At 62.6% G+C, this 18,935-nt stretch carries 14 protein-coding genes; 5 read left to right on the top strand and 9 right to left on the bottom strand.

Going from position 1 to position 18,935, the window contains the following annotated elements; genetic code table 11:
• Positions 1 to 91 precede the first annotated feature (91 nt).
• Positions 92 to 676, bottom strand: a complete 585-nt coding sequence (locus Q363_RS13085; RefSeq protein WP_035350778.1) for a YceI family protein — start codon at positions 674 to 676, stop codon at positions 92 to 94.
• Positions 677 to 914: 238 nt separating this feature from the next.
• On the opposite strand from Q363_RS13085, the gene Q363_RS13080 reads away from it, so the two are divergent.
• The 4 genes from Q363_RS13080 (at position 915) to Q363_RS13065 (ending at position 4,635) form a co-directional block, all read left to right on the top strand.
• Entirely contained in the window at positions 915 to 2,213 is a 1,299-nt protein-coding gene (locus Q363_RS13080) for an MFS transporter (protein ID WP_035350776.1), read from the top strand.
• A gap of 364 nt (positions 2,214 to 2,577) precedes the next feature.
• Positions 2,578 to 3,348 carry a phenylalanine 4-monooxygenase gene (locus Q363_RS13075; protein ID WP_051978728.1) on the top strand — a complete coding sequence of 257 codons (771 nt, stop codon included), beginning with the start codon at positions 2,578 to 2,580 and terminating at the stop codon, positions 3,346 to 3,348.
• Between the two features lie 574 nt (positions 3,349 to 3,922).
• Positions 3,923 to 4,057, top strand: a complete 135-nt coding sequence (locus tag Q363_RS45460) for a hypothetical protein (RefSeq protein ID WP_281175992.1) — start codon at positions 3,923 to 3,925, stop codon at positions 4,055 to 4,057.
• A complete protein-coding gene (locus Q363_RS13065) occupies positions 4,054 to 4,635 on the top strand; it encodes an alpha/beta fold hydrolase (protein ID WP_035350772.1) in 582 nt (193 codons plus the stop codon). The genes Q363_RS45460 and Q363_RS13065 overlap by 4 nt, the downstream gene beginning before the upstream one ends.
• A gap of 319 nt (positions 4,636 to 4,954) precedes the next feature.
• On the opposite strand, the gene cobA is transcribed toward Q363_RS13065, so the two are convergent.
• From cobA to Q363_RS13050, 3 genes are all read right to left on the bottom strand, one after another.
• Positions 4,955 to 5,710: a uroporphyrinogen-III C-methyltransferase gene (cobA, locus tag Q363_RS13060; RefSeq protein ID WP_245632199.1), complete on the bottom strand. Its 756-nt coding sequence runs from the start codon at positions 5,708 to 5,710 to the stop codon at positions 4,955 to 4,957.
• Positions 5,707 to 6,348 (bottom strand): precorrin-2 dehydrogenase/sirohydrochlorin ferrochelatase family protein, encoded by a 642-nt coding sequence (locus tag Q363_RS13055; RefSeq protein WP_035350771.1) that lies wholly within the window; start codon positions 6,346 to 6,348, stop codon positions 5,707 to 5,709. Before Q363_RS13055 ends, cobA begins: the two co-directional genes overlap by 4 nt.
• A 391-nt stretch (positions 6,349 to 6,739) precedes the next feature.
• A complete protein-coding gene (locus tag Q363_RS13050) occupies positions 6,740 to 7,048 on the bottom strand; it encodes a hypothetical protein (RefSeq protein WP_035350769.1) in 309 nt (102 codons plus the stop codon).
• Between the two features lie 183 nt (positions 7,049 to 7,231).
• Between Q363_RS13050 and Q363_RS13045 the strand changes: the two genes are divergently transcribed.
• Positions 7,232 to 7,705: a response regulator gene (locus Q363_RS13045; RefSeq protein ID WP_157466818.1), complete on the top strand. Its 474-nt coding sequence runs from the start codon at positions 7,232 to 7,234 to the stop codon at positions 7,703 to 7,705.
• 316 nt (positions 7,706 to 8,021) lie between these two features.
• On the opposite strand, the gene cobG is transcribed toward Q363_RS13045, so the two are convergent.
• The 5 genes from cobG to Q363_RS13020 all read right to left on the bottom strand — a co-directional run bounded on the left by cobG (position 8,022) and on the right by Q363_RS13020 (position 18,762).
• Positions 8,022 to 9,749: a precorrin-3B synthase gene (gene cobG / locus Q363_RS13040; RefSeq protein ID WP_035350767.1), complete on the bottom strand. Its 1,728-nt coding sequence runs from the start codon at positions 9,747 to 9,749 to the stop codon at positions 8,022 to 8,024.
• 243 nt (positions 9,750 to 9,992) lie between these two features.
• Complete coding sequence (phoU, locus tag Q363_RS13035; RefSeq protein ID WP_035350765.1) at positions 9,993 to 10,667, bottom strand: phosphate signaling complex protein PhoU; 675 nt, start codon at positions 10,665 to 10,667, stop codon at positions 9,993 to 9,995.
• Between the two features lie 128 nt (positions 10,668 to 10,795).
• On the bottom strand, positions 10,796 to 15,274 hold the full coding sequence (locus Q363_RS13030) for a sodium:solute symporter family transporter (protein ID WP_035350763.1): 4,479 nt from the start codon (positions 15,272 to 15,274) through the stop codon (positions 10,796 to 10,798).
• Between the two features lie 64 nt (positions 15,275 to 15,338).
• The gene (nagA, locus tag Q363_RS13025; protein WP_035350761.1) at positions 15,339 to 16,505 is read right to left on the bottom strand and encodes an N-acetylglucosamine-6-phosphate deacetylase; all 1,167 of its coding nucleotides are present in this window, start codon (positions 16,503 to 16,505) and stop codon (positions 15,339 to 15,341) included.
• Positions 16,506 to 16,629: 124 nt separating this feature from the next.
• A complete protein-coding gene (locus Q363_RS13020) occupies positions 16,630 to 18,762 on the bottom strand; it encodes a glycoside hydrolase family 20 zincin-like fold domain-containing protein (protein ID WP_035350759.1) in 2,133 nt (710 codons plus the stop codon).
• Positions 18,763 to 18,935 lie beyond the last annotated feature (173 nt).

The raw sequence follows: 18,935 nt of genomic DNA, 5'->3' as shown, positions 1-18,935 counted from the left end.
AGAAAGAACGAAGGGTCGGAGAGATCTCTCCGACCCTTGTGTTTATTAGGGTTAGGATTCCTACTCCCTAAACCCTACTTCTTGTACTTACTTACTGCTTGTCGATCTCAAGGTCGATCGAGAACTTGATATCGTCTCCGACCATCGCGCTTCCGAACTTCGATCCGAAGTTGAAGTCGCTGCGCTTCAGCGTGCCGTTGGCGGAGAAGCCGCTGCGCGTCTTGCCGTCCTTGTCCGTCTGTCCAGGTGCGGGACCATCGACGTCCAGCGTCACGCGTTTGGTGACACCGTTCAGCGTCAGATCGCCGGTGAGCGTTAGTTTGCCACCCGTGTTCGAGATGGAGGTCGACTTGAACGTGAGCTGCGGGTACTTTTCGACATCGAAGAAGTCCGGCGACTTCAGGTGCTTGTCGCGAGCCTCAACGCCCGTCGCGACGGTCGCGGTCTCCGCGGTCGATGTTACCGTGGACTTGGTGATGTTCTTCTCGTCGTAAAGGACCGTGCCTTTGACTCCGCCGATGGCTCCGTGCACGTTGGAGACGCCCATGTGACGGATCTCAAAGTTGACGCTCGAGTGAGCCGGATCGATGGTCCAGGTTGAGGTCTGTGCGAGCGCACTGGAGCCCGCGAGTGAGGCAGAAGTAAGTGCAAGGGCCATCAGAAATCGATTACGCATAATAAAGTTCCTTTCTCGGTGGTTCAGCATTGGTGACCTACTTTCAGATGTGTTGAAGTCGGCCAGAGATGCAACAATTGTCGTAAAAGTACACTACTGTTGTCTATATAGAGCATAATAGCGCTATTCAATTGAATTCAGGAAGTTTACCGAAAGGTAATCGCTGTATCCTGATTTTGCCACTTCCAGCCATGCGACCGCAACCGATTCTGTTGACAGGATGCTAGGATTCCGCGATATGGCTTTCTTTGGCGAACTGAAGCGCCTGAATCCTGTCCAGAGAAGTACGTTTGCGGCCTGCTTTCTCGGATGGACGCTCGATGCCTTCGATTTCTTCCTGCTGACGGTCTGTCTGAAGGCCATCGCGGCGGACTTTCACGTCGGCATTCCGGCGATTGCGGAGGCGATCTTCTGGACCTTGGTGATGCGGCCGCTGGGAGCGCTGATCTTCGGCGTGCTGGCGGAGCGGTACGGTCGGCGGCCGACGCTGATCCTCAACATCGTCTGCTTTTCGGTCTTCGAACTGGCTTCGGCGTTCGCTCCCTCGCTGACCACGTTTCTGGTCTGCCGGGCGATGTTTGGCATTGCGATGGGCGGCGAATGGGGCGTGGGCGCGGCGCTCGCGCTGGAATCGCTGCCGGCGAGCGGCCGCGGCTTCTTCTCCGGGATCCTGCAGGAGGGCTATGTGGTCGGCAACCTGCTGGCCGGAGCGCTCTACTGGCTGCTCTTCCCGCACCTGCACGGAACGGGAATGCTGACGGGCTGGCGCGTGATGTTCATGATCGGCGCGCTGCCGGCGCTGCTCGCCTTCTATATGCAGTACAAGGTGGAGGAGTCGCCGATCTGGCTCGAGGCCGAGAGGCGACGGCGGGCGGAAAGATCGACAAAGCCGCGGATCGACTTCCGGCACTTTGTGACCTATCTTCCGACGTTCCTCTTCTTGGTGCTGCTGATGACGTGCTTCAACTCCTTCAGCCACGGAACGCAGGACCTGTATCCGACGCTGCTTGAGAAGGACCATGGGCTGGCTCCTGGGCGCGTTGGGCTGCTGATCGTGATCGCCAACATCGGCGCTCTGCTTGGCGGAATCATCTGCGGCGCGCTGTCGGAGCGGATCGGGCGCAGGCGGATGATCATCATCGCGGCGCTGGCAGCGATTCCGGTCATTCCGCTGTGGGCGTGGTCGCACACGGTTCCGCTGCTGGCGCTGGGAGGCTTCCTGATGCAGTTCGCGGTGCAGGGAGCCTTCGGCGTGATTCCGGCGCACCTGAACGAGCTTTCTCCGGGACCGGTTCGCGCGGTGTTTCCTGGGTTCGCTTACCAGCTAGGAAACCTGTGCTCCTCGCGGAACGGGGTCTTCCAGGCGGCGCTGGCGCAGCGCTACTCGGGAGGAGTCCTGACCGTGGTGATGTCGTGGACCGTCGTAGTGGGTGCGATCGCGATTGCGCTCGTCACTGGCCTTGGCCGCGAGGCTCGCGGGGAGGACTGGTCGAAGCTGGACGTCGGAGTTCCAACCGAAGAAAAGAGCCTTGGATGACGCATCCTGCCTCCCTCGTTCCCCACAGGATTTCCACAGAAATGCTGTCAAGCCCCTCCTCTACATAAACCACTAAGAATCAAAGATATAAAAGTGCCGATTAATTACCTTCAGCCTGCGATATTGATTACAGCATTGAAACAGAAGAGCCCCGGCAGAGTCCGGGCTAACTCGTTTGCAATCAAGCTTTTGATGTCTAAGCTACGTGTTTTCAATATTTATGCATCGAGAAATTCGACTAACTCTTTGAAAACATAACTTTTGTATCGCTACCCCCCCGGGGGAGGGGGCCGAGACAACCAATTTGCATCGGAGGGTGTATGCTTCTGCTGGCCAGGTTGACGGCCGGACGGGATGTGGATGTATGGGAATCGCTGAGTCGGGCGTAAATCTGGCGCAGGGGAAGCTGCGGGTGGCTGTGCCGTTTCTGATCGAGCAGGACTGGTGCGCTTACACGCCGGAGCAGCATGCGGTGTGGAAGGAGCTGGTGTGCCGGCGAATGCCGCAGCTTCGCGAACACGCCTGCCGGGAGTATGTGGAGGGCTTCGACATCATCGGGCTCAGAGAAGACAAGCTTCCGGACCTGAAGGCGGTGAGTGAGCGACTGAAGCCGCGGACGGGCTGGCAGTCGACGCCGGTGAGCGGGTTTCTTCCTCCAGATGCGTTCTTCGAGATGCTGGCCGCCCGGATGTTTCCGACGACGACGTGGCTCAGGGGGCGTGAGTCGCTGGAGTACACGCCGGAGCCGGATATCTTTCACGACGTCTTCGGACATGTGCCGATGCACGCGCATCCTGTGTTTGGGAACTTCCTGCAGCACTATGGGCAGATCTGCGCGGGACTGATGCACGATCCGGTGGCTCTGGAAAAGATGGGGCGCGTCTTCTGGTTCACGGTGGAGTTTGGGGTGATCCGGCAGGACGGCAGGCTGAAGGTGTACGGCAGCGGCCTAATCAGCTCGCATGGCGAGTGCACGCGTGTGCTCGAGGGCGGCGCGGAGATTCGCGACTTCGATCTGGACCAGGTGATGAACCAGGAGTTCGACACGGGCGCGATGCAGCCGGTGCTGTATGCGGTGGAGTCGTTCGAGCAGGTCTACGAGGCGACGAAGGTGGCTGCGGCGCGGTTGGGGTAGATTTGTATCGAGGCGAGAACATGAACGCATGGTGTCGTGGAGCGCTGTTCGTGATGGTTGCTGCACTTGCAAGCGCTACGTTGGCCTCTGCACAACTGCGGGTCCAGGTAACGGATTCCGAACGGAGCGGCGATACCTGGGGCTGTTGTGCAAGCGAGATCGACCGTTAGTGGAGCTTTGAGTTCGAGAAGCGGATAGGGATGGAGCGGCGACGTTTGAATTGAGTCAAGGAACGTATGAGGTAACGATTCTTGCCCGTGAATTCATTGAGACAAGCAGGAAGGTGGATGTGACTCAGCGGGGAAGACAGACCTTGGCGGTCGAGTTGGCTCTCACCGAGAGAGCGAAGATGCCTTGCACTCTTTGCGGTGTTGAGAGTGTGTATGAGCCTCCGATTCCTTCCATGCTGGATTCACTTCTGGACTCCTACCCGATGTTGGGCAGACCGGTGTTTGCTTCGCGAGTGCGGCGGGAGTTAAAGCGGGTTAGAGGCTGAAGCGGGTGGTGGTGGCTCGACTGCTGCCGGAAGAGCTTCATATTGTCCAGTAGCTGATGCGGCTGGGCGTGAAGCGGCATGTATGCTCTGGGCATGAGGCGAGTCTGGCAGGTTGCGTCGTTGGCGTGGGCGCTGTGTGGTGCGGGGTGGGCGCAGGATCGCGAGCAGAAGATCGCCGAGCTGGGGACGTGTAGCTTGCGAGCGGCGAAGTGATTCTGGATTGGCGCGTTGGGTACAGGACGTTCGGGACACTGAATGCCGAGCGAACGAACGTGGTGGTGATGCCGACGTGGCTGAATGGGCGCACGGAGGACATGCTGTCGCTGTTCGGTGCGAAGCCGGGGAAGAACCGGCTGGTGGATACGTCGAGGTTCTTTGGTGTGGCGTTCGATGCGTTTGGGGACGGAGTTGCGTCGTCGCCTTCGAACAGCGGGCGCCAGCATGGCACCGTGTTTCCGCAGTCCACGACGGAGGACATGGTGCGGGCGCAGTATCGCGTGCTAACCGAGGTGCTGAAGGTGAAGCATGTGCACGCGGTGATGGGGCTGTCGATGGGAGGGCACCAGGTGTTTGCGTGGTCGGTGCTGTATCCGGGGTTCGTGTCGCGGACAGTGCCGATTGTGGGCTCGCCGCAGGCGACGAACTTCGACCGGCTGTCGAAGCAGATCGTGATCGAGGCGATCGAATCGGATCCGGAGTACGATGGCGGACGCTATACGAAGGAGCCGCAGCTGAAACTGGCGAACGCGATCGGTGCAGACGCTGACGACTCCGGCGTTCCGGAACGCTGAGGCTTTGCGAGATGAGTACGCGGAGTGGCTCCAGAAGATCGAGGCGCCGCAGCGGCAGGATGCGAACGATCGCGTTTGGCAGGCGCGGGCGATTCTTTCGCACGACGTGCTGCATGGACTGCCGCTGGATGAGGTGGCGCGCAGCTCGCCGGTGAGCTTTCTGGTGATTGTGGCGGCGGAGGACAGGATGGTGGCTCCGGCTCCGGCGCTCGTGTGGGCGAAGGCGGCTGGGGCGCAGGTGTATGTCTCGCGCGCCGAGTGCGCGCACTTGATCATGAGCTGCGATGCGCCGGCGGTACGGGAGCGGGTGAGCAGTTTCTCAGCCAGCCGGTTGCTGCGAGGTCTGCTGCGCGATAGCGGGGCCGATGAGAAGGATGACGGGGGCGGGGCCTACGTCGGCGCTCGCGAGCGTGGCGAGGGTGGTGGTGTGGATGCGCTCGTTAGGGGTTGAGGCCTTGGAGACGGCGGTGCAGGGAGTCGTGGGCGGGATGCCGGAGGCGATGAGGTCCTGGGCGAGGGCTTCGAAGTGGCGGCCGGGCATGTAGATGACGAGCGTGGCCTCGTTGGGGAAGGCTCCGGACCAGCTGGGCGTGAGGGAGAGCTTGCCGGCGGCGTGGTGCGCGGTGGCGAGGATGAGCTTGGAGGCGCGGGTGCGGTCGGTGAGCGGCGTCTCGAGCGTGGCGGCGACGGCGAAGGCGGCGGTGATGCCGGGAACGATCTCGAAGGGGATGGCGTGCTCGCGGAGGAAGGCGATCTCTTCGGCGGCGCGGCCGAATACGAGCGGGTCGCCGGATTTGAGTCGAACGACGGAGGAGCCGTTGCTCGAGTGTTCGAGGAGGAGTTCGTGGATGCCGGCCTGGGTGATGCGCGGCTGGCCGCAGCGCTTGCCGACGGGGATGATCAGGGCGGTGGGGCTCGAGAGGGCGAGGATCTCGTCGGAGACGAGGTCGTCGGGGAGGATGACGTCGGCGGTCTTGAGCAGGTGGGCGGCGCGCAGGGTGAGGAGCGCGGGATCGCCGGGGCCTGCTCCGACGAGGTAGACGTGGCCGGCTTCAGCGTCGGGGATCGAGATCACGCCTTCTCCGTTGGTAATGGGTTGGTCAGAGCGTGTTCGCGTGCGAGGAGGCGCGAAGGACACCGGTCGTAGCTGCAGACCTGGCGCTGGGCCAGTTCGTGAAGGAGGCGGCGGCGTTGCTCGTTGAGGGGCTCGGCGGCGACGACCTCGCGGCGGAGGTTGCCGAGGTCGGCGAGCCAGTCGCCGAGGTCGAGCGGAAGCTGCTCGTTTAGTTCTTTGCGGAGCTGCTGGGCGAGGGCGGGCGAGTTGCCGGCGGTGGAGATGGCGATCTGCAGGTCTCCGCGGCGGACGACGGAGGGGAAGTAGAAGTCGCAGAAAGGCGGGTCGTCGACGGCGTTGCACAGGACGCCGGTGGCGGTGGCTTCGGCGAAGACGGCACGGTTGACGGCCGGCGAGTTGGTGGCGGCGACGACGAGGAAGGCTCCGGCGAGGTCGCCCGGCTGGTAGGCGCGTTGATGGAGCGTGAGCTCGCCGGCGGCGGCCTGCTCGGCGATGGCGGCGCTGACCTCGGGAGCGATGACGGTGACGGCGGCGTCGGCGGAGCGCAGAGAGGTGATCTTCGACTCGGCGAGATGGCCGGCGCCGATGACGACGCAAGGGCGGCCGGTGAGCTTGAGGAAGATCGGAAACAGGGACATTGCTAACGCTCCATCTCGATCATAGATTCCCCGACTCGGGTGACGATTCTTCGGGCGTGTAACGACTCAGGCATGCGCCCGGTGACGACGACGGGCGTCCGGTGGTCATTCGCTGGGCATCGCGTGTTGACTGCCACCCTCCTCGGAAATTGCGCAAAGTATTCAAAACAGGAAAGATAGGTTGGTACTCTTACGCTAAGTTATTGAAGCGACGGGTCCACGGAGAGTAAAGTCTTCATTTGGCTTGATTTAGATCAAATGAAGAGAGGCTCCACCTCCTGGAGCCTCTCTTTGGTTCTGTTTCTATTTTACCGAATGGAGGGAAATAGATCGGCAACTCTATCTCTTTTGGATACATTAATTTACGCCAACCTGCCTCTTGACAGATATTCTAGTCGTCGGTTGAGGTGTCCCTCGGCGGGTTTTTCCACACGAAGAGGTGGTGCTCATTGCTGGAGGTTGCCAGATCGAGGTTTTTCTGGCGGCCTGCGCGGCTTAACGCGGAACGGATGTTTTCTTTGGAGTCGGGAAGCTCTACGAGTGGAATTTTGAGGGCCGAACCTTCCGGCAGGTGTCCGATGTCGCTCAGGAGCTGGGTAATGATCTTCTTGTGTTTTCCCTCTCGTCCTTTGGGGACGTGGGCTTGGAGGATGGATTCAAACCGCATCGGCTTAGGGCCTGTTTCTTCGTGATCGCCCATAAGGTTCTCCTTGCGTAATCCTTTCACTAACGTGACGCAAACGTGACAGCAATGTAACTCCAATTCAGATGCAGCGCAAGCTCGTCGGGTTGACGAACTTAAACTTTCCTGTAAACGACAGATTTAAAAGAGTTAACCCGTATCAGGCGGTACTTGATAGGGTGGTCGCTGAGGTTATTTTGAATGAACCGCATAGTCCATAGCCAAATCGTTCCGCTCAAAGATGTGCCCCTGGATGACTCGGAGGTGCGAGAGGGGCAGCGCCGGCTTGATGTTCTTGTTGTCGATGATGAACCGGTCATCGCAGATACGCTGGCGATGATTCTTTCGAAGAGTGGCTATCGGACAAAGTCTGCGTATGCCGGAAAGAGCGCCCTCGAGTTGGCTCGCGAGCATCGGCCAAGACTTTTAATTACCGATGTGATCATGCCTGGGATGACGGGTATCGACCTGGCGCTTACTGTTGAAAGAGTGGTTCCGTCGTGCAAGGTCCTGTTGTTTTCCGGACAGGCCGCGACGGTCGACCTTCTGGTGAAGGCGCGTGAGATGGGACGGGATTACACGATCGTGAGCAAGCCGATCCATCCGGCGGACATGATCAAGCGGGTCGCGGAGTACGTTCAGCCTGTCGAGGATCGAGTTGCAGTGATCAACTAGGCAGAGAGCGGCGCGCCCCTTCAAGGCGGCGAGTTTTTTCAGCATCCTCTGACAGCCCCCTGGCTGGTCGGCCGCATGGGGAAATACAGGGATTCTTCGCCTTCGGCTCAGAATGACGGGTGGAGGGGGCGCGTGGACCAGGGCTAAAGCCCTGGCCTACCTCAGAAGCAAATGCAAGATGCGGGTTGAGCTTGCTCTACCTCAGAAGCAAATGCGAGATGCGGATTGAGCTTTGCTCTACCTCAGAAGCAACTGTCGCTCCACAGAAGAGAAGCAACGGTCGCTATCCACACAATGACTTCGTTTCAGGAGAGGATCATTCGCCCGGGGCGAAGCGGCCTGCACCTACGGGTGGGGCGTCGCGCTCGACTGGTTCGATGACTTCGCCTGCGAGTTGTGCGCGGAGCGTTGCGTCGTCGGTGCGGTCGAAGTAGTGGCGGAGGTCTTCGCCTTCGGTGCGTGAGGCGAGGTAGCCGTTCAGCAGACGCTCGATGGCGGCAGGCACGTCGGTGGCGGCGGCGCGGTAGCCGAGTGGGCGCGCGGGCCGGGCGTACTTGCCGATGGAGCCTCCGACGCAGAAGAAGAAGGCGTCGACCTGCTGGCCGTCCTTCTTGATCTTTTTGCCTTCGAGGCCGATGTCGGCGATCCAGTGCTGGCCGCAGGAGTTGGTGCAGCCGGTGACGTGGAGGCGGATCTGCTGGTCGAAGCCGGGGAGGCGCTCTTCGAGCTCGGACACGAGCCAGGTATTGAAGCCCTTGGTCTCGGCGATGGCGAGCTTGCAGAACTCGGTTCCGGTGCAGGCGATGGCTCCGCGCCAGAAGGGGGAGACGTCGACGTTGAGGCCGAGGGTGTTGAGCTCGACGACGAGGCCGGCGGTCTCGCGGTCGGGCACGTTGACGATGAGGATGTTCTGGCCGATGGTGGCGCGGAGGCTGCCGTTGCCGTACTTGTCGGCGAGGTCGGCGAGCCGGATGAGCTGGTCGCCCGAGAGACGGCCGTTGAGCACCGAGGCTCCGACACTGCTCAGGCCGGGCTGGCGCTGCGGGCGGATGCCGATGTGGTCGCGGTAGATGTCGGCGGGCGGGTTGTCGGCGGAGACGGGATTGGGGTCGAGCTTGTAGCCGAGCTTTTCTTCGATGGCGGCGAGCATGGACTCGGCGGTCCAGCCGTGGCGCATGAAGAGGTACTTGATGCGGGCGCGGGCGCGGTTCTCGCGAAGGTCGGTCTGCTCGCGGAAGATGCGGACGACGGCGGTGACGACCTCGAGGGCTTTGTCCTGCGGGATGAAGGCGGGGATGCGCTCGGAGATGTGGGGCTCGGTCGAGAGGCCGCCGCCGACGCGCAGGGTGTAGCCGATCTCTTCGACTCCGTCGACGGTGCGCTTGATGGCGGTGAGGGCGACGTCGTTGATCTCAGGATAGGTGCACCAGACGGGGCAGCCGGTGACGGAGATCTTGAACTTGCGGGGCAGGTTGTAGAACTCGGGGTTGGCGGTGAGGTGGTGCGCGATCTCGACGGCGAGAGGCGAGGCGTCGATGATCTCCTCGTGGTCGAGGCCTGCGAGTGGGCAGCCGGTGACGTTGCGGACGACGTCGCCGCAGGCTCCCTTGGGCGAGAGGCCGACGGCGGTGAGGGCGTCGACGACATCGACGAGGCCGGAGAGGGTGAGCCAGTGGAGCTGGATGTTCTGGCGCGTGGTGATGTCGGCGAGATTGTTGGCGTACTTTTTGGCGAGCTGGCCGATGACGCGGGTCTGCTGGGAGGTGAGCAGGCCGTTGGGAAGGCCGATGCGCATCATGAAGTACTCTGTGGCCTTGCCTTCGCCGTTGGCTCCGCCGGTGACGCCCTTGCCGTCGCCCTGGGTATAGACGCCCCACCACTTGAAGTAGAGCCCGGTCCACTCGGGCAGGACGGTGTCGCGGCCGTTGCGGGCGAACTCGCGGACCTCGTCCCAGGCCTCCCAGGGGTTCTTGGCGAGCTTGAGTCGCTCGGAGCGCTGGGCCTTGGTCTCTTTGAGAGCGGGGGGCGTCGGGGTGGTGGACATCATGGAATCCTTTGGGTGTGGATGGGGATAGAAATAAAAATCCCACTCGGAGTGAGTGGGCGATGGCGGCTTTGCTTGTGGTGCTCGGTAGCTCGAAGGTGTTCGAGTCTACGAAGCGGGGCAAAGGCGACAGCGCACCCGGTCGCAACAACACATGCGACAAACGGAGGTGACGAAGGTGCGGTCGACTGCCATTGCTTCAAGGTTAGACGGCATCTGAGTGCGAGTCAAGGGTTGTGAGAGCTAGTCGGCTTGGGCGAGGGACAACTTGTGGCGCACGTCGGAGCCGCGGACCCAGAAGATGACGTCCTCGGCGATGTTGGTCGCGTGATCGGCACAGCGCTCGAGGTTGCGCGAGACGAGGATGGCGTTGAGGGCCTGCTCGCTGATCACGGGCTGCTGCTGCATGAGATCGACCATATCGTCCTGCACGATGCGGTTCAGGTCGTCGATCTCGTCGTCCATGGCGAGGACCTGTTCGGCGAGGCGGGCGTCGGCCTCGAGCAGGGACTGGATGGCGGAGCGGATCATGACGCCGACCTTCTCGCCCATGTCTGGGATGTCGATGGGGAGCTCGATCTGGGGGATGCTGGCCAGGGCTTGGGCGCGATGGGCGATGTTGGAGGCCTGGTCGCCGATGCGCTCGAGGTCGCTGTTGATCTTGATGACGGCGAGGATGAAGCGGAGGTCGATGGCCATGGGCTGCTCTTTGGCGAGGAGGTCGTAGGCGAACTCATCGACGTTGGTCTCGGCGGCATTGATGGCGGCCTCGATCTCCTTGACGTGCTCGCAGAGGCCGAGATTTCCGGTGAGATAGGCCTCAAGGGCGAGCGAGAGCGCCTGCTGCGAGAGCGCAGCCATGGCGAGGAGCTTGTCTTTGAGGGCGATGAGCTGCTGTTGGAAGTTGATGCGCGGCATGAGGATCCCCTCTCGGGAAACAGATCCTTCTATCGAAGGAGGTCCCTCTATTTTGATGCAGGAATACGCACGGTGTCGTGAATTTGTGCGCACAAGTTAGCGAGGTGGGTACTCTTGGCGCGGGGCGGTCAGTAGAGCAGGTAAGGGGTGCGTCGCTGTTTGAAGGCGTCGAGGTCGGGCTGCCATGACTTTACGATGGTGCGCGGGTCGTCGCCGTTCTTGAGCGACAGAAGGGTGTTGATGCTGACGAGGAGGCGGGCGGCGCGGTCGAGATTGAACTGCTTGGGATAGAGCCGCTGGATGGCGAAGAGCAGCTCGATGCCGAGCTCGGGGGAGTCGAGGGCGTTGCGGTCGGTGAGGGAGATGTGGACGGCGGGGATGGTCTGGCCGTGGTAGGGGTAGTGGTTGGCGTCCTCGGCGATGGTAAGGGTGGAGGAGGAGAAGGTGACGCCGGGGATCTTGCGGGCGTTGAGCGCGGAGGCGAGCGCGGGGGTGTCGAAGTAGGGCGCGGCGATGTTCTCGAAAGGCGCGGCGGTGCCGCGACCGACGGAGACATTGGTGGACTCGAGCAGAGCGACGCCGGGGTAGAGCGTGGCGGCGGTGACGGAGCGCAGATTGGGGCTAGGGTTGGTCCAGGGCAGGCCGGTCTGGTCGAAGTACATGCTGCGCTGCCAGTTCTGCATGGTGATGACGGTGACGGGCGCGCCGAGGGGCTCGCGTATGTTGGGTGAGGTGGAGGAGGGCAGGCGGCGCTCGCCGTTGATGTAGCGGGCGAGCTCGCCGAGCGTCATGCCGTGGCGGATGGGCAGGGGCATGTAGTTGGTGTAGGAGTCGTGGCCCTCGTCCGAGACGGGGCCCTGGACGGCGAGGCCGCCGATGATGTTGGGGCGGTCGAGGACGATGATCTCGAGCTGATGGCCGAGGCGCTTTTCGGCGGCGGCGGCCTCGACGAAGTATCCGGTCTGGGCCTCGTAGGTGTAGAAGCGGACGCCGGCGTCCTGGAGGTCGACGATGACGGCGTCGAGGTCTTTGAGCTGGCCGTGCGTGGGGTGACGCGACTCGGGAGTGGTGCCGTAGAGCGAGGTGACGGAGATGTGGGTGGCGGGGTCGACTTCGCCGGAGATGCCGGCCTCGTCCTTGGTGCCGAAGAGGCCGTGCTCGGGGGAGAAGATGGCTTTTAGCTCCAGGCCGGGGACGGCCTTTGTGGCTTCGGTGGCGAGGAGGTCGATGGTGCGGTGGCCGTGGGAGTCGAGGCCGGACTGGTTGGTGAGAATGCCGAGGCGGAGGTGATTGTTGTGACGTTTTGCGGCTTCGGCGAGGGCGGCGTAGCGGGTGGATTCGAGGACGTCGATGCCGGTGAGGGTCGCGCCCGCCTGTGAAATGAGGCCTGTGGACGCGGGACTGCGGTATGTGCCCACCGATTCAGGGAAACAGGGTCCGGACGCGCCGTTGGACACGATGCATCCGCCAGGTGTGTCTGGTTCTTTGGCCAGGGCCTGATGAAGTCCGAGGGACTGGGCGGCGGCCGTTGCGACCTGTCCTCGCAGCGCGGAGATAGGCGTGTTGCCGCGAGGGTGGACGGCGTTCGAGAGGAGGACGACGTAGGTGTCGGATTGTGGGTCGATCCAGAGGCTGGTGCCGGTGAAGCCGGTGTGGCCGAAGCTACCGATGGGGAAGATGCTGCCGCGCGGGCGCGAGAAGGCGGAGTTGATGTCCCAGCCGAAGCCGCGTGTGGCGACGCCCTTGGTGGGCTGGAGGTCGGGGGTGAAGATGGTTGCGCCGTCCTGGGCGGTGGCGGGCTGCTCGGGCTTCGTCATCAGCTGCAGGGTGAACTGCTTGAGCGGGAATGGGCCGGTGTTGCGGGTGAGCTTGTCGAGCAGCGCCTGCGCGTAGAGCGAGATGTCGTGCGCGGTGGAGAAGACTCCGGCGTGGCCGGCGACTCCGCCCATGCGGCGCGTCGTGGGGTCGTGGACGGTGCCGCGGAGGAGATGGTCGTAGTCGGGGTTAGCGGAGGGGTTGTCTTTGGACTCGTCGTCGTGGGCGGTGGGGGCGACACGCGGGTTTTTCGCCAGAATCCAAACAATCTGTTGAGAGTTCGCACTCATGCTGCAGCGAGGAGGTGGAAGTGGCTTTACCTCCATTTCGGTATGGCCGTACGGGGGAGGCGAGAAGCTGAGGTTCGGCCCGCAGTATCCATAGATCGGGTGAAAAATCGTTTCCGTCATCCCCAGCGGTGCAAAGATATGGTTCTTGGCATAGACACCGAGAGTTTCACCGCTGATTTTTTCGACTAGCGCACCGAGGGTGATGAAGTTGATGTCGGAGTAGACGAACTTTGTTCCCGGAGGATTGTCGAGCTTTGACTCCATCGCGCGCTTGATGCCTTCGGCCTTGTCGGGCGCGGCGAGGCCCCAGGGGTCTTTGAGTGAGACGTCGGGCGGGAGGCCGGAGTAGTGCGTCAGGAGTTCGCGGATGGTGACCTTGTCCTTGCCGTTGGCGGCGAACTCAGGGAGATACTTCACGACAGGGTCGTCGAACTGGAACTTGCCCTGCTCGTAGAGCTGCATCATCGCGGTGGCGGTGACGAGGCACTTAGTGAGCGAGGCCATGTCGAAGATGGTGTCCTCGGTCATGGGCTCGGCGGCGGTGGAGCCGTCGGGGCTGAGTTCGCCGGCGACCTTGCGGTTGCCGTAGGCCTCGTGAAAGACGACCTTGCCGTTGTGGCCGATGACGACGACGGCTCCGGGAAGTTTGTGCTGTGCGATGGCTTCGTTGATGAGCGTGGAGACTTGTGAGAAGTCTGGGGCGGCTTTTGAATCCTGCGAACCCACCTTAGCGACGATGAGACCGTCGCGAAGATGGGGCACCCAGCTATGCCCCAGGGGCTCAAGCCCCTTTTCATTTACGGCGACTGAGATGCCCAAGGCTGAAGCCTTGGGGTACCTAGAAGCTCCTTCCGCGAGGCTCTGTGCTGAAGCCTCGGGATACCTCGAAGTACCATCCACGAGGCTTTGTGCTGATGCCAACGGGGCGAGGGTGAGGCAGGCGAGGAGTGCTGAGGCGATGACGGCCTTTTCGCCAGCGGGCGTGCGCGGCTTGGGAAAGACTTTGCTGGCGAGGTAGCCGACGAGGAAGGTTACGGCGGCTCCGATGAGGACGTACCAGGTCCAGGCGACGCGCGGCAGCGTGGTGTCGCCGAAGAGGGGGACGTTCGTGAGATGGATGGGCGCGGGTTGTAGCCAGAGCGCTATGTTGAGGGCGAAGCCGACGACCAGGCCCGCGATGGCTCCCCGTTCGGTGGCAGTGCGCGTGAGTGTTCCGAGGAGGAAGACTCCGAGGAGAGCGCCGTAGGCTACGGAGGCGATGGAGAGGCCGATCTCGACGACGTGGCCCTTGCCGCCGGCCTGGATGCTGTAGACGGCGATGGCGAAGAGGACGAGCGCCCAGAGGACGGTGGAGGAGCGCGAGATCATCATGCGTTCGCGTTCGTCGGCGTTGGGGCGCCAGTGCATGTAGAAGTCGACGACGGTGGTGGAGGAAAGTGAGTTGAGCGCGGCGGAGAGGTTCGACATCGCGGCAGCGAGGATGGCGGCGATGAGCAGGCCGGCGATGCCGATGGGCATCTCGTTGACGATGAAGGCAGGGAAGAGGCGGTCGGGAGTGAGGCCGCTGGTGAGCGCGCCGCCGTAGAAGATCCAGAGGCCGGCGCCGATCAGGAGGAAGAGCGTGAATTGCAGGAGGATGACGGCTCCGGAGGAGAGCAGGGCGAGGCGCGACTCGGAGAGGTTGCGACCGGCCAGCAGGCGCTGCACCATGAGCTGGTCGGTGCCGTGCGAGGCCATGGTGAGGAAGGTTCCGCCGAGCACTCCGGCCCAGAAGGTGTAGGTCTGGGAGAGGTTGAGGGCGAAGTCGAAGATGCGGAACTTGCCTGCGGCGGAGGCTACGGTGTGGATGTGCTGCCAGCCGCCGGGGACGTGGGTTCCGAGCGTGATGATGGCGACGATCGTACCGGCGATGTAGAGCAGCATCTGGACGACGTCGGTCCAGATGACGGCGGTCATGCCGCCTTCGAAGGTGTAGAGCAGCGTGAGCGCGGTGATGATGGCGATGGAGAGCACGTCGCCGGTGCCGATGGCGATAGCCACGACGATGGAGACGGCGAAGACGCGGACTCCTTCGGCGGCGGCGCGGGTGATGAGGAAGAGGCCGGCGGTGGTCTTGTGGAGCGTTCCGCCGAAGCGCTGGTCGATGAGCTGGTAGGCGGTGAGCATCTCGCCCTGGAAGTAGCGCGGCAGAAAGAGCATCGCTACGACGATGCGGCCGATCATGTAGCCGAGGACGATCTGGAGGAAGCCGAAGTCGCCGGTGAAGGCCACGCCGGGGACGCTGATGATGGTGAGGGTGCTGGTCTCGGCGGAGACGATGGAGAGCGCGATGGCCCACCAGGGAACGCTGCGGTCGGCGAGGAAGTAGCTCTTGAGGGACTTCGCCGCGCCGTCCTTGCCGCCGCGAAAGCGCAGGCCGAAGAGGGTGATTCCTGCGAGGTAGGCAACGATGAGGACCAGGTCGAATGCGTGAAGGTGGTGCAGGGAAGCAACAACGGGCATGACTGCGAGTTTATAGGGAAAATGCGAGGCCGGGGCCGGAGTTCGGCTGTCTCCTGTTCGTTTCCTATGCGACAGCGGCACCGCCGAGGATGGTGCCCTGAAGCTCGCCGGAAGCGGTGAAGACGTTGAAGTTCGCAGGCTGGCCGGGAGCGATGTAGCCGATGGCTCGCTCGAGGCCGAGCAGGAATGCGGGGTTGTGCGATGCGAGGCCGGTGGCGACTTCGAGCGAGGCTCCGGCGAATCGCTGGACGTTGGCAACGGCTCGGTCAAGAGTCAGCACGCTGCCTGCGAGGGTGTGTTGGCCCTTAGTGAGATCGTCGGCGGCAAAGGCGCGGCCTTCGGCGACCCGTACGGCGAAGGTGCCGAGCGTGTAGTCGCCGTCGGGCATTCCTGCGGCGGCCATGCTATCGGTGACGAGGATGGCGCGTTGGGGCCCCTTCGCCTTCAGCCAGAGGCGCACGAGTTCGGGAGCGACGTGGACGCCGTCACAGATCAGCTCGGCGAAGAGCATCTCGGAGTCGAGCACGGTTCCCAGGACTCCGGGCTCGCGATGGTTGAGCGGCCGCATGGCGTTGTAGGTATGGGTTGCGCTCTGGGCCCCGGCCTCGATGGCGGCGTGGGCCTCGTCTGAGGCGGCGTTGGTGTGGCCGATGCTGACCCGCACGCCGTTGCGGGTGCAGTGGCGGATCAGATCGAGCGAGCCGGGCACCTCGGGGGCGATGGTGATGAGGCGGATATGGCCGCCTGCGGCCTGTTGGAAGCGGTCGAAGAGCGAGATGTTGGGTGGGAGAATGTCGGCCTCGGGGTGCACGCCGCGCTTGGCGTGGGAGATGAAGGGACCCTCGAGGTGAATCCCGACCGGACGGGCAAGGCGGGCATCCCAGTCTGTGGTGGACGCCAGGTCGATGGCTCGCGCGATGCCTTCGAGCGAGGCGAGCGTCTTGTCGACGGGGGCGGTGACGGTGGTGGGCAGATAGTGGCCGACGCCGTGGGCGGCGATGAAGCGGCTGACGATGCCGAGCGCCTCGGGGGTCGCCTCCATGACATCGTGGCTTGCGCCGCCGTGGGTGTGGATGTCGAAGAAGGTGGAGGTGAGGGTGGTGTCGGAGGACGCTGGGGCAGCGCCGGGTTCGATGCTGACGATCAGGCCGTCGCCATCGATGGTGAGGACAGGGAAGTCGATGGTGGCAGAAGAGGTGAGGAGGCGGCGTGCTGAAAGAGTCTGAAGCATCGCGGTTAGTCTAGTCCCGATTGAAGCGAAAGGATAAGAGACTGCTGATTTGACTGGCAATCCGGGGATTTTGGTGCGCGCCCTGTCTCGGATAGGGGAGCGCACCGGGGGAGTCGAAGTAACGCTAGGGTGCTACAGGAGGCGCCGGAATCCCGAGGTCGGCGGCTGGAGGGAGGGTCTGCGAGTTCGCCCACTGACGCTGCGCTGTTCGCATACGATCGATGCGGCCGAGCCACATCTGGATAGTGAAGTCGTAGCGTTCGAGGTTGTTGCGCAGGAAGTAGGGGCGGTAGCTCTTGAGCCATGCCTTTTCGTAGAGGTCGCGCAGCAGGGAGTAGTTGTTGCGGAGGTCCTGCAGCTTGCCGTTGACGGCGTTGATGGAGCCGAGCTCATGGGCGAGCTCCTCGTGGTCTTCCTTTGTCGTTGAAGTTTGCAGGGCGAAGGCGTGCGCGTAGCTGGTGGCGATCTCGTCGGATATCTGGAACTTGAGGCCGATGAGGTCCATGCGACGGGCGCCGAGTTCGAGCACGTCGAGCGCATCGGTCTCACGCAGGTTGGGATTGGCGTTGCGAGCCTCGGCGACGAGGATCAGGGCGCGTTCGGCGTGCATGCGCAGTTCGGAGAGGATAGGGCGAATCTGACCGGCGATGCGCTGGCCGTCGGCGTTCCAGGGGTCCTGCCAGAAGAGCAGGTCCTGACCGTCGACCTTGTAGGGGGAATCTTTGAGCAGCTGGTGCGCGGCCGCCATCTCGCGCTGGGCTTCGTTGATCTTGCCGGTTGCGTCGCCATGGAAGTTTTCGCCGTAGCTGGACTGGAAGGCCGGGATCGAGGCTGCGCCCTGGTGCCACGCGGCCTCGGCGCCGAAGAGGACTCCGTACCAGTTCGCGTTGAAGAGAGCCTCGCCGTCGTCGTTCCAGACGGTGTTCAGCTGGCCGGTCGCGCCGAGTTTCTGGCCGTCGGCGGTAAACTGCTGAATGTTGGCCAGGGCGTTATTCCAGTTGGGATAGACGCGGGACCAGTTGTTGACGCCGGGGGCGACCCAGGTCTCGAAGCCCGCGTCGGTGAAGGGCTTGATGAAGTGGTCGAAGCCTTTGGGCTGCGGGTTGTACTCCCACGCTACGGCGATGGTGGCCTTCTTGAACGAGTCGGGGAGCTGCTTGAGCAGGTCGGGCTCGTGATAGGCGATGTCTCCCCAGAAGAGGAGCTTGCGATTGAGCGGCTGGAGATCGGCGACGATCTTCTGGAGGAAGTCGAGGTAGACGGGCCCGAGGCCGCGAGAGTCCACCTCAGCTTTGGTCTGTCCCTTGCCGAGCTCCTGGGTCTCGTCGGCGCCGAGGTGAAGGAAGGGGCCGGGGTAGATCTGCGCCAGCTCCTGGAACATATCGTGCGTGAGCTTCTGGGCGTCGGGCTGGTGCGGGGCGAGCACCTGTCCGTGCGGCGTCTCGGCGATCGACGAGTACTTCTCCCAGTTGAGCAGGTAGTGAAGGTGCCCGAAGGCCTCCTGCTCGGGAATGATGGTGATGTGGTACTTCGCGGCGTAGGCGACCAGCTCGCGGGCCTCGGCCTGGGAGAGGGAGCCGCCGGGAGGAGCCATAAGGGGATGCCCACTGTACTGCATGGTGTGCTCGAAGTAGGGCGAGTAGATGTTGACCTTGTAAGCCGCGATGGTGCGAATCTGCTTCTTCTGGAACTCGAGCGTAGGGAAGGGACCGCGGGAGAGATCGTCGTCGAGTCCGCGGTAGCGCATCGCCGGCCAGTCGCGGATCGTGGCGGTCTGCAGCACCGCCTTGTTCCCAAAGCCAAAGAACATCTGTTTTACCGTCTGCAGGGCGTAGAAGATTCCAGCATCGCTGGCCGCGGTAATGGCCAGCCCCTTGCCATCCGGGATGATCGCGTAGCCCTCGGCCTTCATCTCCGCCGGAAACTGAGCCGGTGCGTCTGAGGCCTTTTTCTGCATCGCCTCTGCCAGAATGGAATGAGAGACGGGCGAGCCGTAGCGCGTTACGAGGATCGTGGAGGGCGAGGTGGCGTTGACCGCGATCCCCTGCGAGGCAAGATACGTTTTAAGGTCGTCTATGGCGAAGGTGTCCTCTGCCGAACACGGAGCGGTGCAGGTGATTTGGACACCCTGTGGCAGCTGTTGTGCTGTTGCGGCGGCAACCTCTCGCGGGACCGGTATCAATTTTAGTGGTGACTGGGCCGCGGCAGACACCGCCGTGGCGGTGACAAACAGAACAACAGCTCGGAAAAAGTGCATGCGGATAACGGTAAATCAGTTACCGCTCAACTGGGAGGGACTTCTGCCCTAGCGTGCGAACATCGGCACGTCAGGTCTTCTTCGCTCCTTGAAATCACGTTGTTTTTCCCATGAAAATCGGGGGAATTATTCGTCCGTTCACATGGTTCTGGAAGCATACTTTCAGCGGCAAA

This window comes from Edaphobacter aggregans DSM 19364 (assembly GCF_000745965.1).
Taxonomy (GTDB): Bacteria; Acidobacteriota; Terriglobia; order Terriglobales; family Acidobacteriaceae; genus Edaphobacter; species Edaphobacter aggregans.
This window is presented reverse-complemented; position numbering and strand designations above follow the sequence as displayed.

Bases quoted from the DNA above. Each gene is read 5' to 3' on its own strand.
- Q363_RS13085 (WP_035350778.1), bottom strand. From the start codon at position 676: ATGCGTAATCGATTTCTGATGGCCCTTGCACTTACTTCTGCCTCACTC.
- Q363_RS13080 (WP_035350776.1), top strand. From the start codon at position 915: ATGGCTTTCTTTGGCGAACTGAAGCGCCTGAATCCTGTCCAGAGAAGT.
- Q363_RS13075 (WP_051978728.1), top strand. From the start codon at position 2,578: ATGGGAATCGCTGAGTCGGGCGTAAATCTGGCGCAGGGGAAGCTGCGG.
- Q363_RS45460 (WP_281175992.1), top strand. From the start codon at position 3,923: ATGTATGCTCTGGGCATGAGGCGAGTCTGGCAGGTTGCGTCGTTGGCG.
- Q363_RS13055 (WP_035350771.1), bottom strand. From the start codon at position 6,348: ATGTCCCTGTTTCCGATCTTCCTCAAGCTCACCGGCCGCCCTTGCGTC.
- Q363_RS13050 (WP_035350769.1), bottom strand. From the start codon at position 7,048: ATGGGCGATCACGAAGAAACAGGCCCTAAGCCGATGCGGTTTGAATCC.
- Q363_RS13045 (WP_157466818.1), top strand. From the start codon at position 7,232: ATGAACCGCATAGTCCATAGCCAAATCGTTCCGCTCAAAGATGTGCCC.
- cobG (WP_035350767.1), bottom strand. From the start codon at position 9,749: ATGTCCACCACCCCGACGCCCCCCGCTCTCAAAGAGACCAAGGCCCAG.
- phoU (WP_035350765.1), bottom strand. From the start codon at position 10,667: ATGCCGCGCATCAACTTCCAACAGCAGCTCATCGCCCTCAAAGACAAG.
- Q363_RS13030 (WP_035350763.1), bottom strand. From the start codon at position 15,274: ATGCCCGTTGTTGCTTCCCTGCACCACCTTCACGCATTCGACCTGGTC.
- nagA (WP_035350761.1), bottom strand. From the start codon at position 16,505: ATGCTTCAGACTCTTTCAGCACGCCGCCTCCTCACCTCTTCTGCCACC.
- Q363_RS13020 (WP_035350759.1), bottom strand. From the start codon at position 18,762: ATGCACTTTTTCCGAGCTGTTGTTCTGTTTGTCACCGCCACGGCGGTG.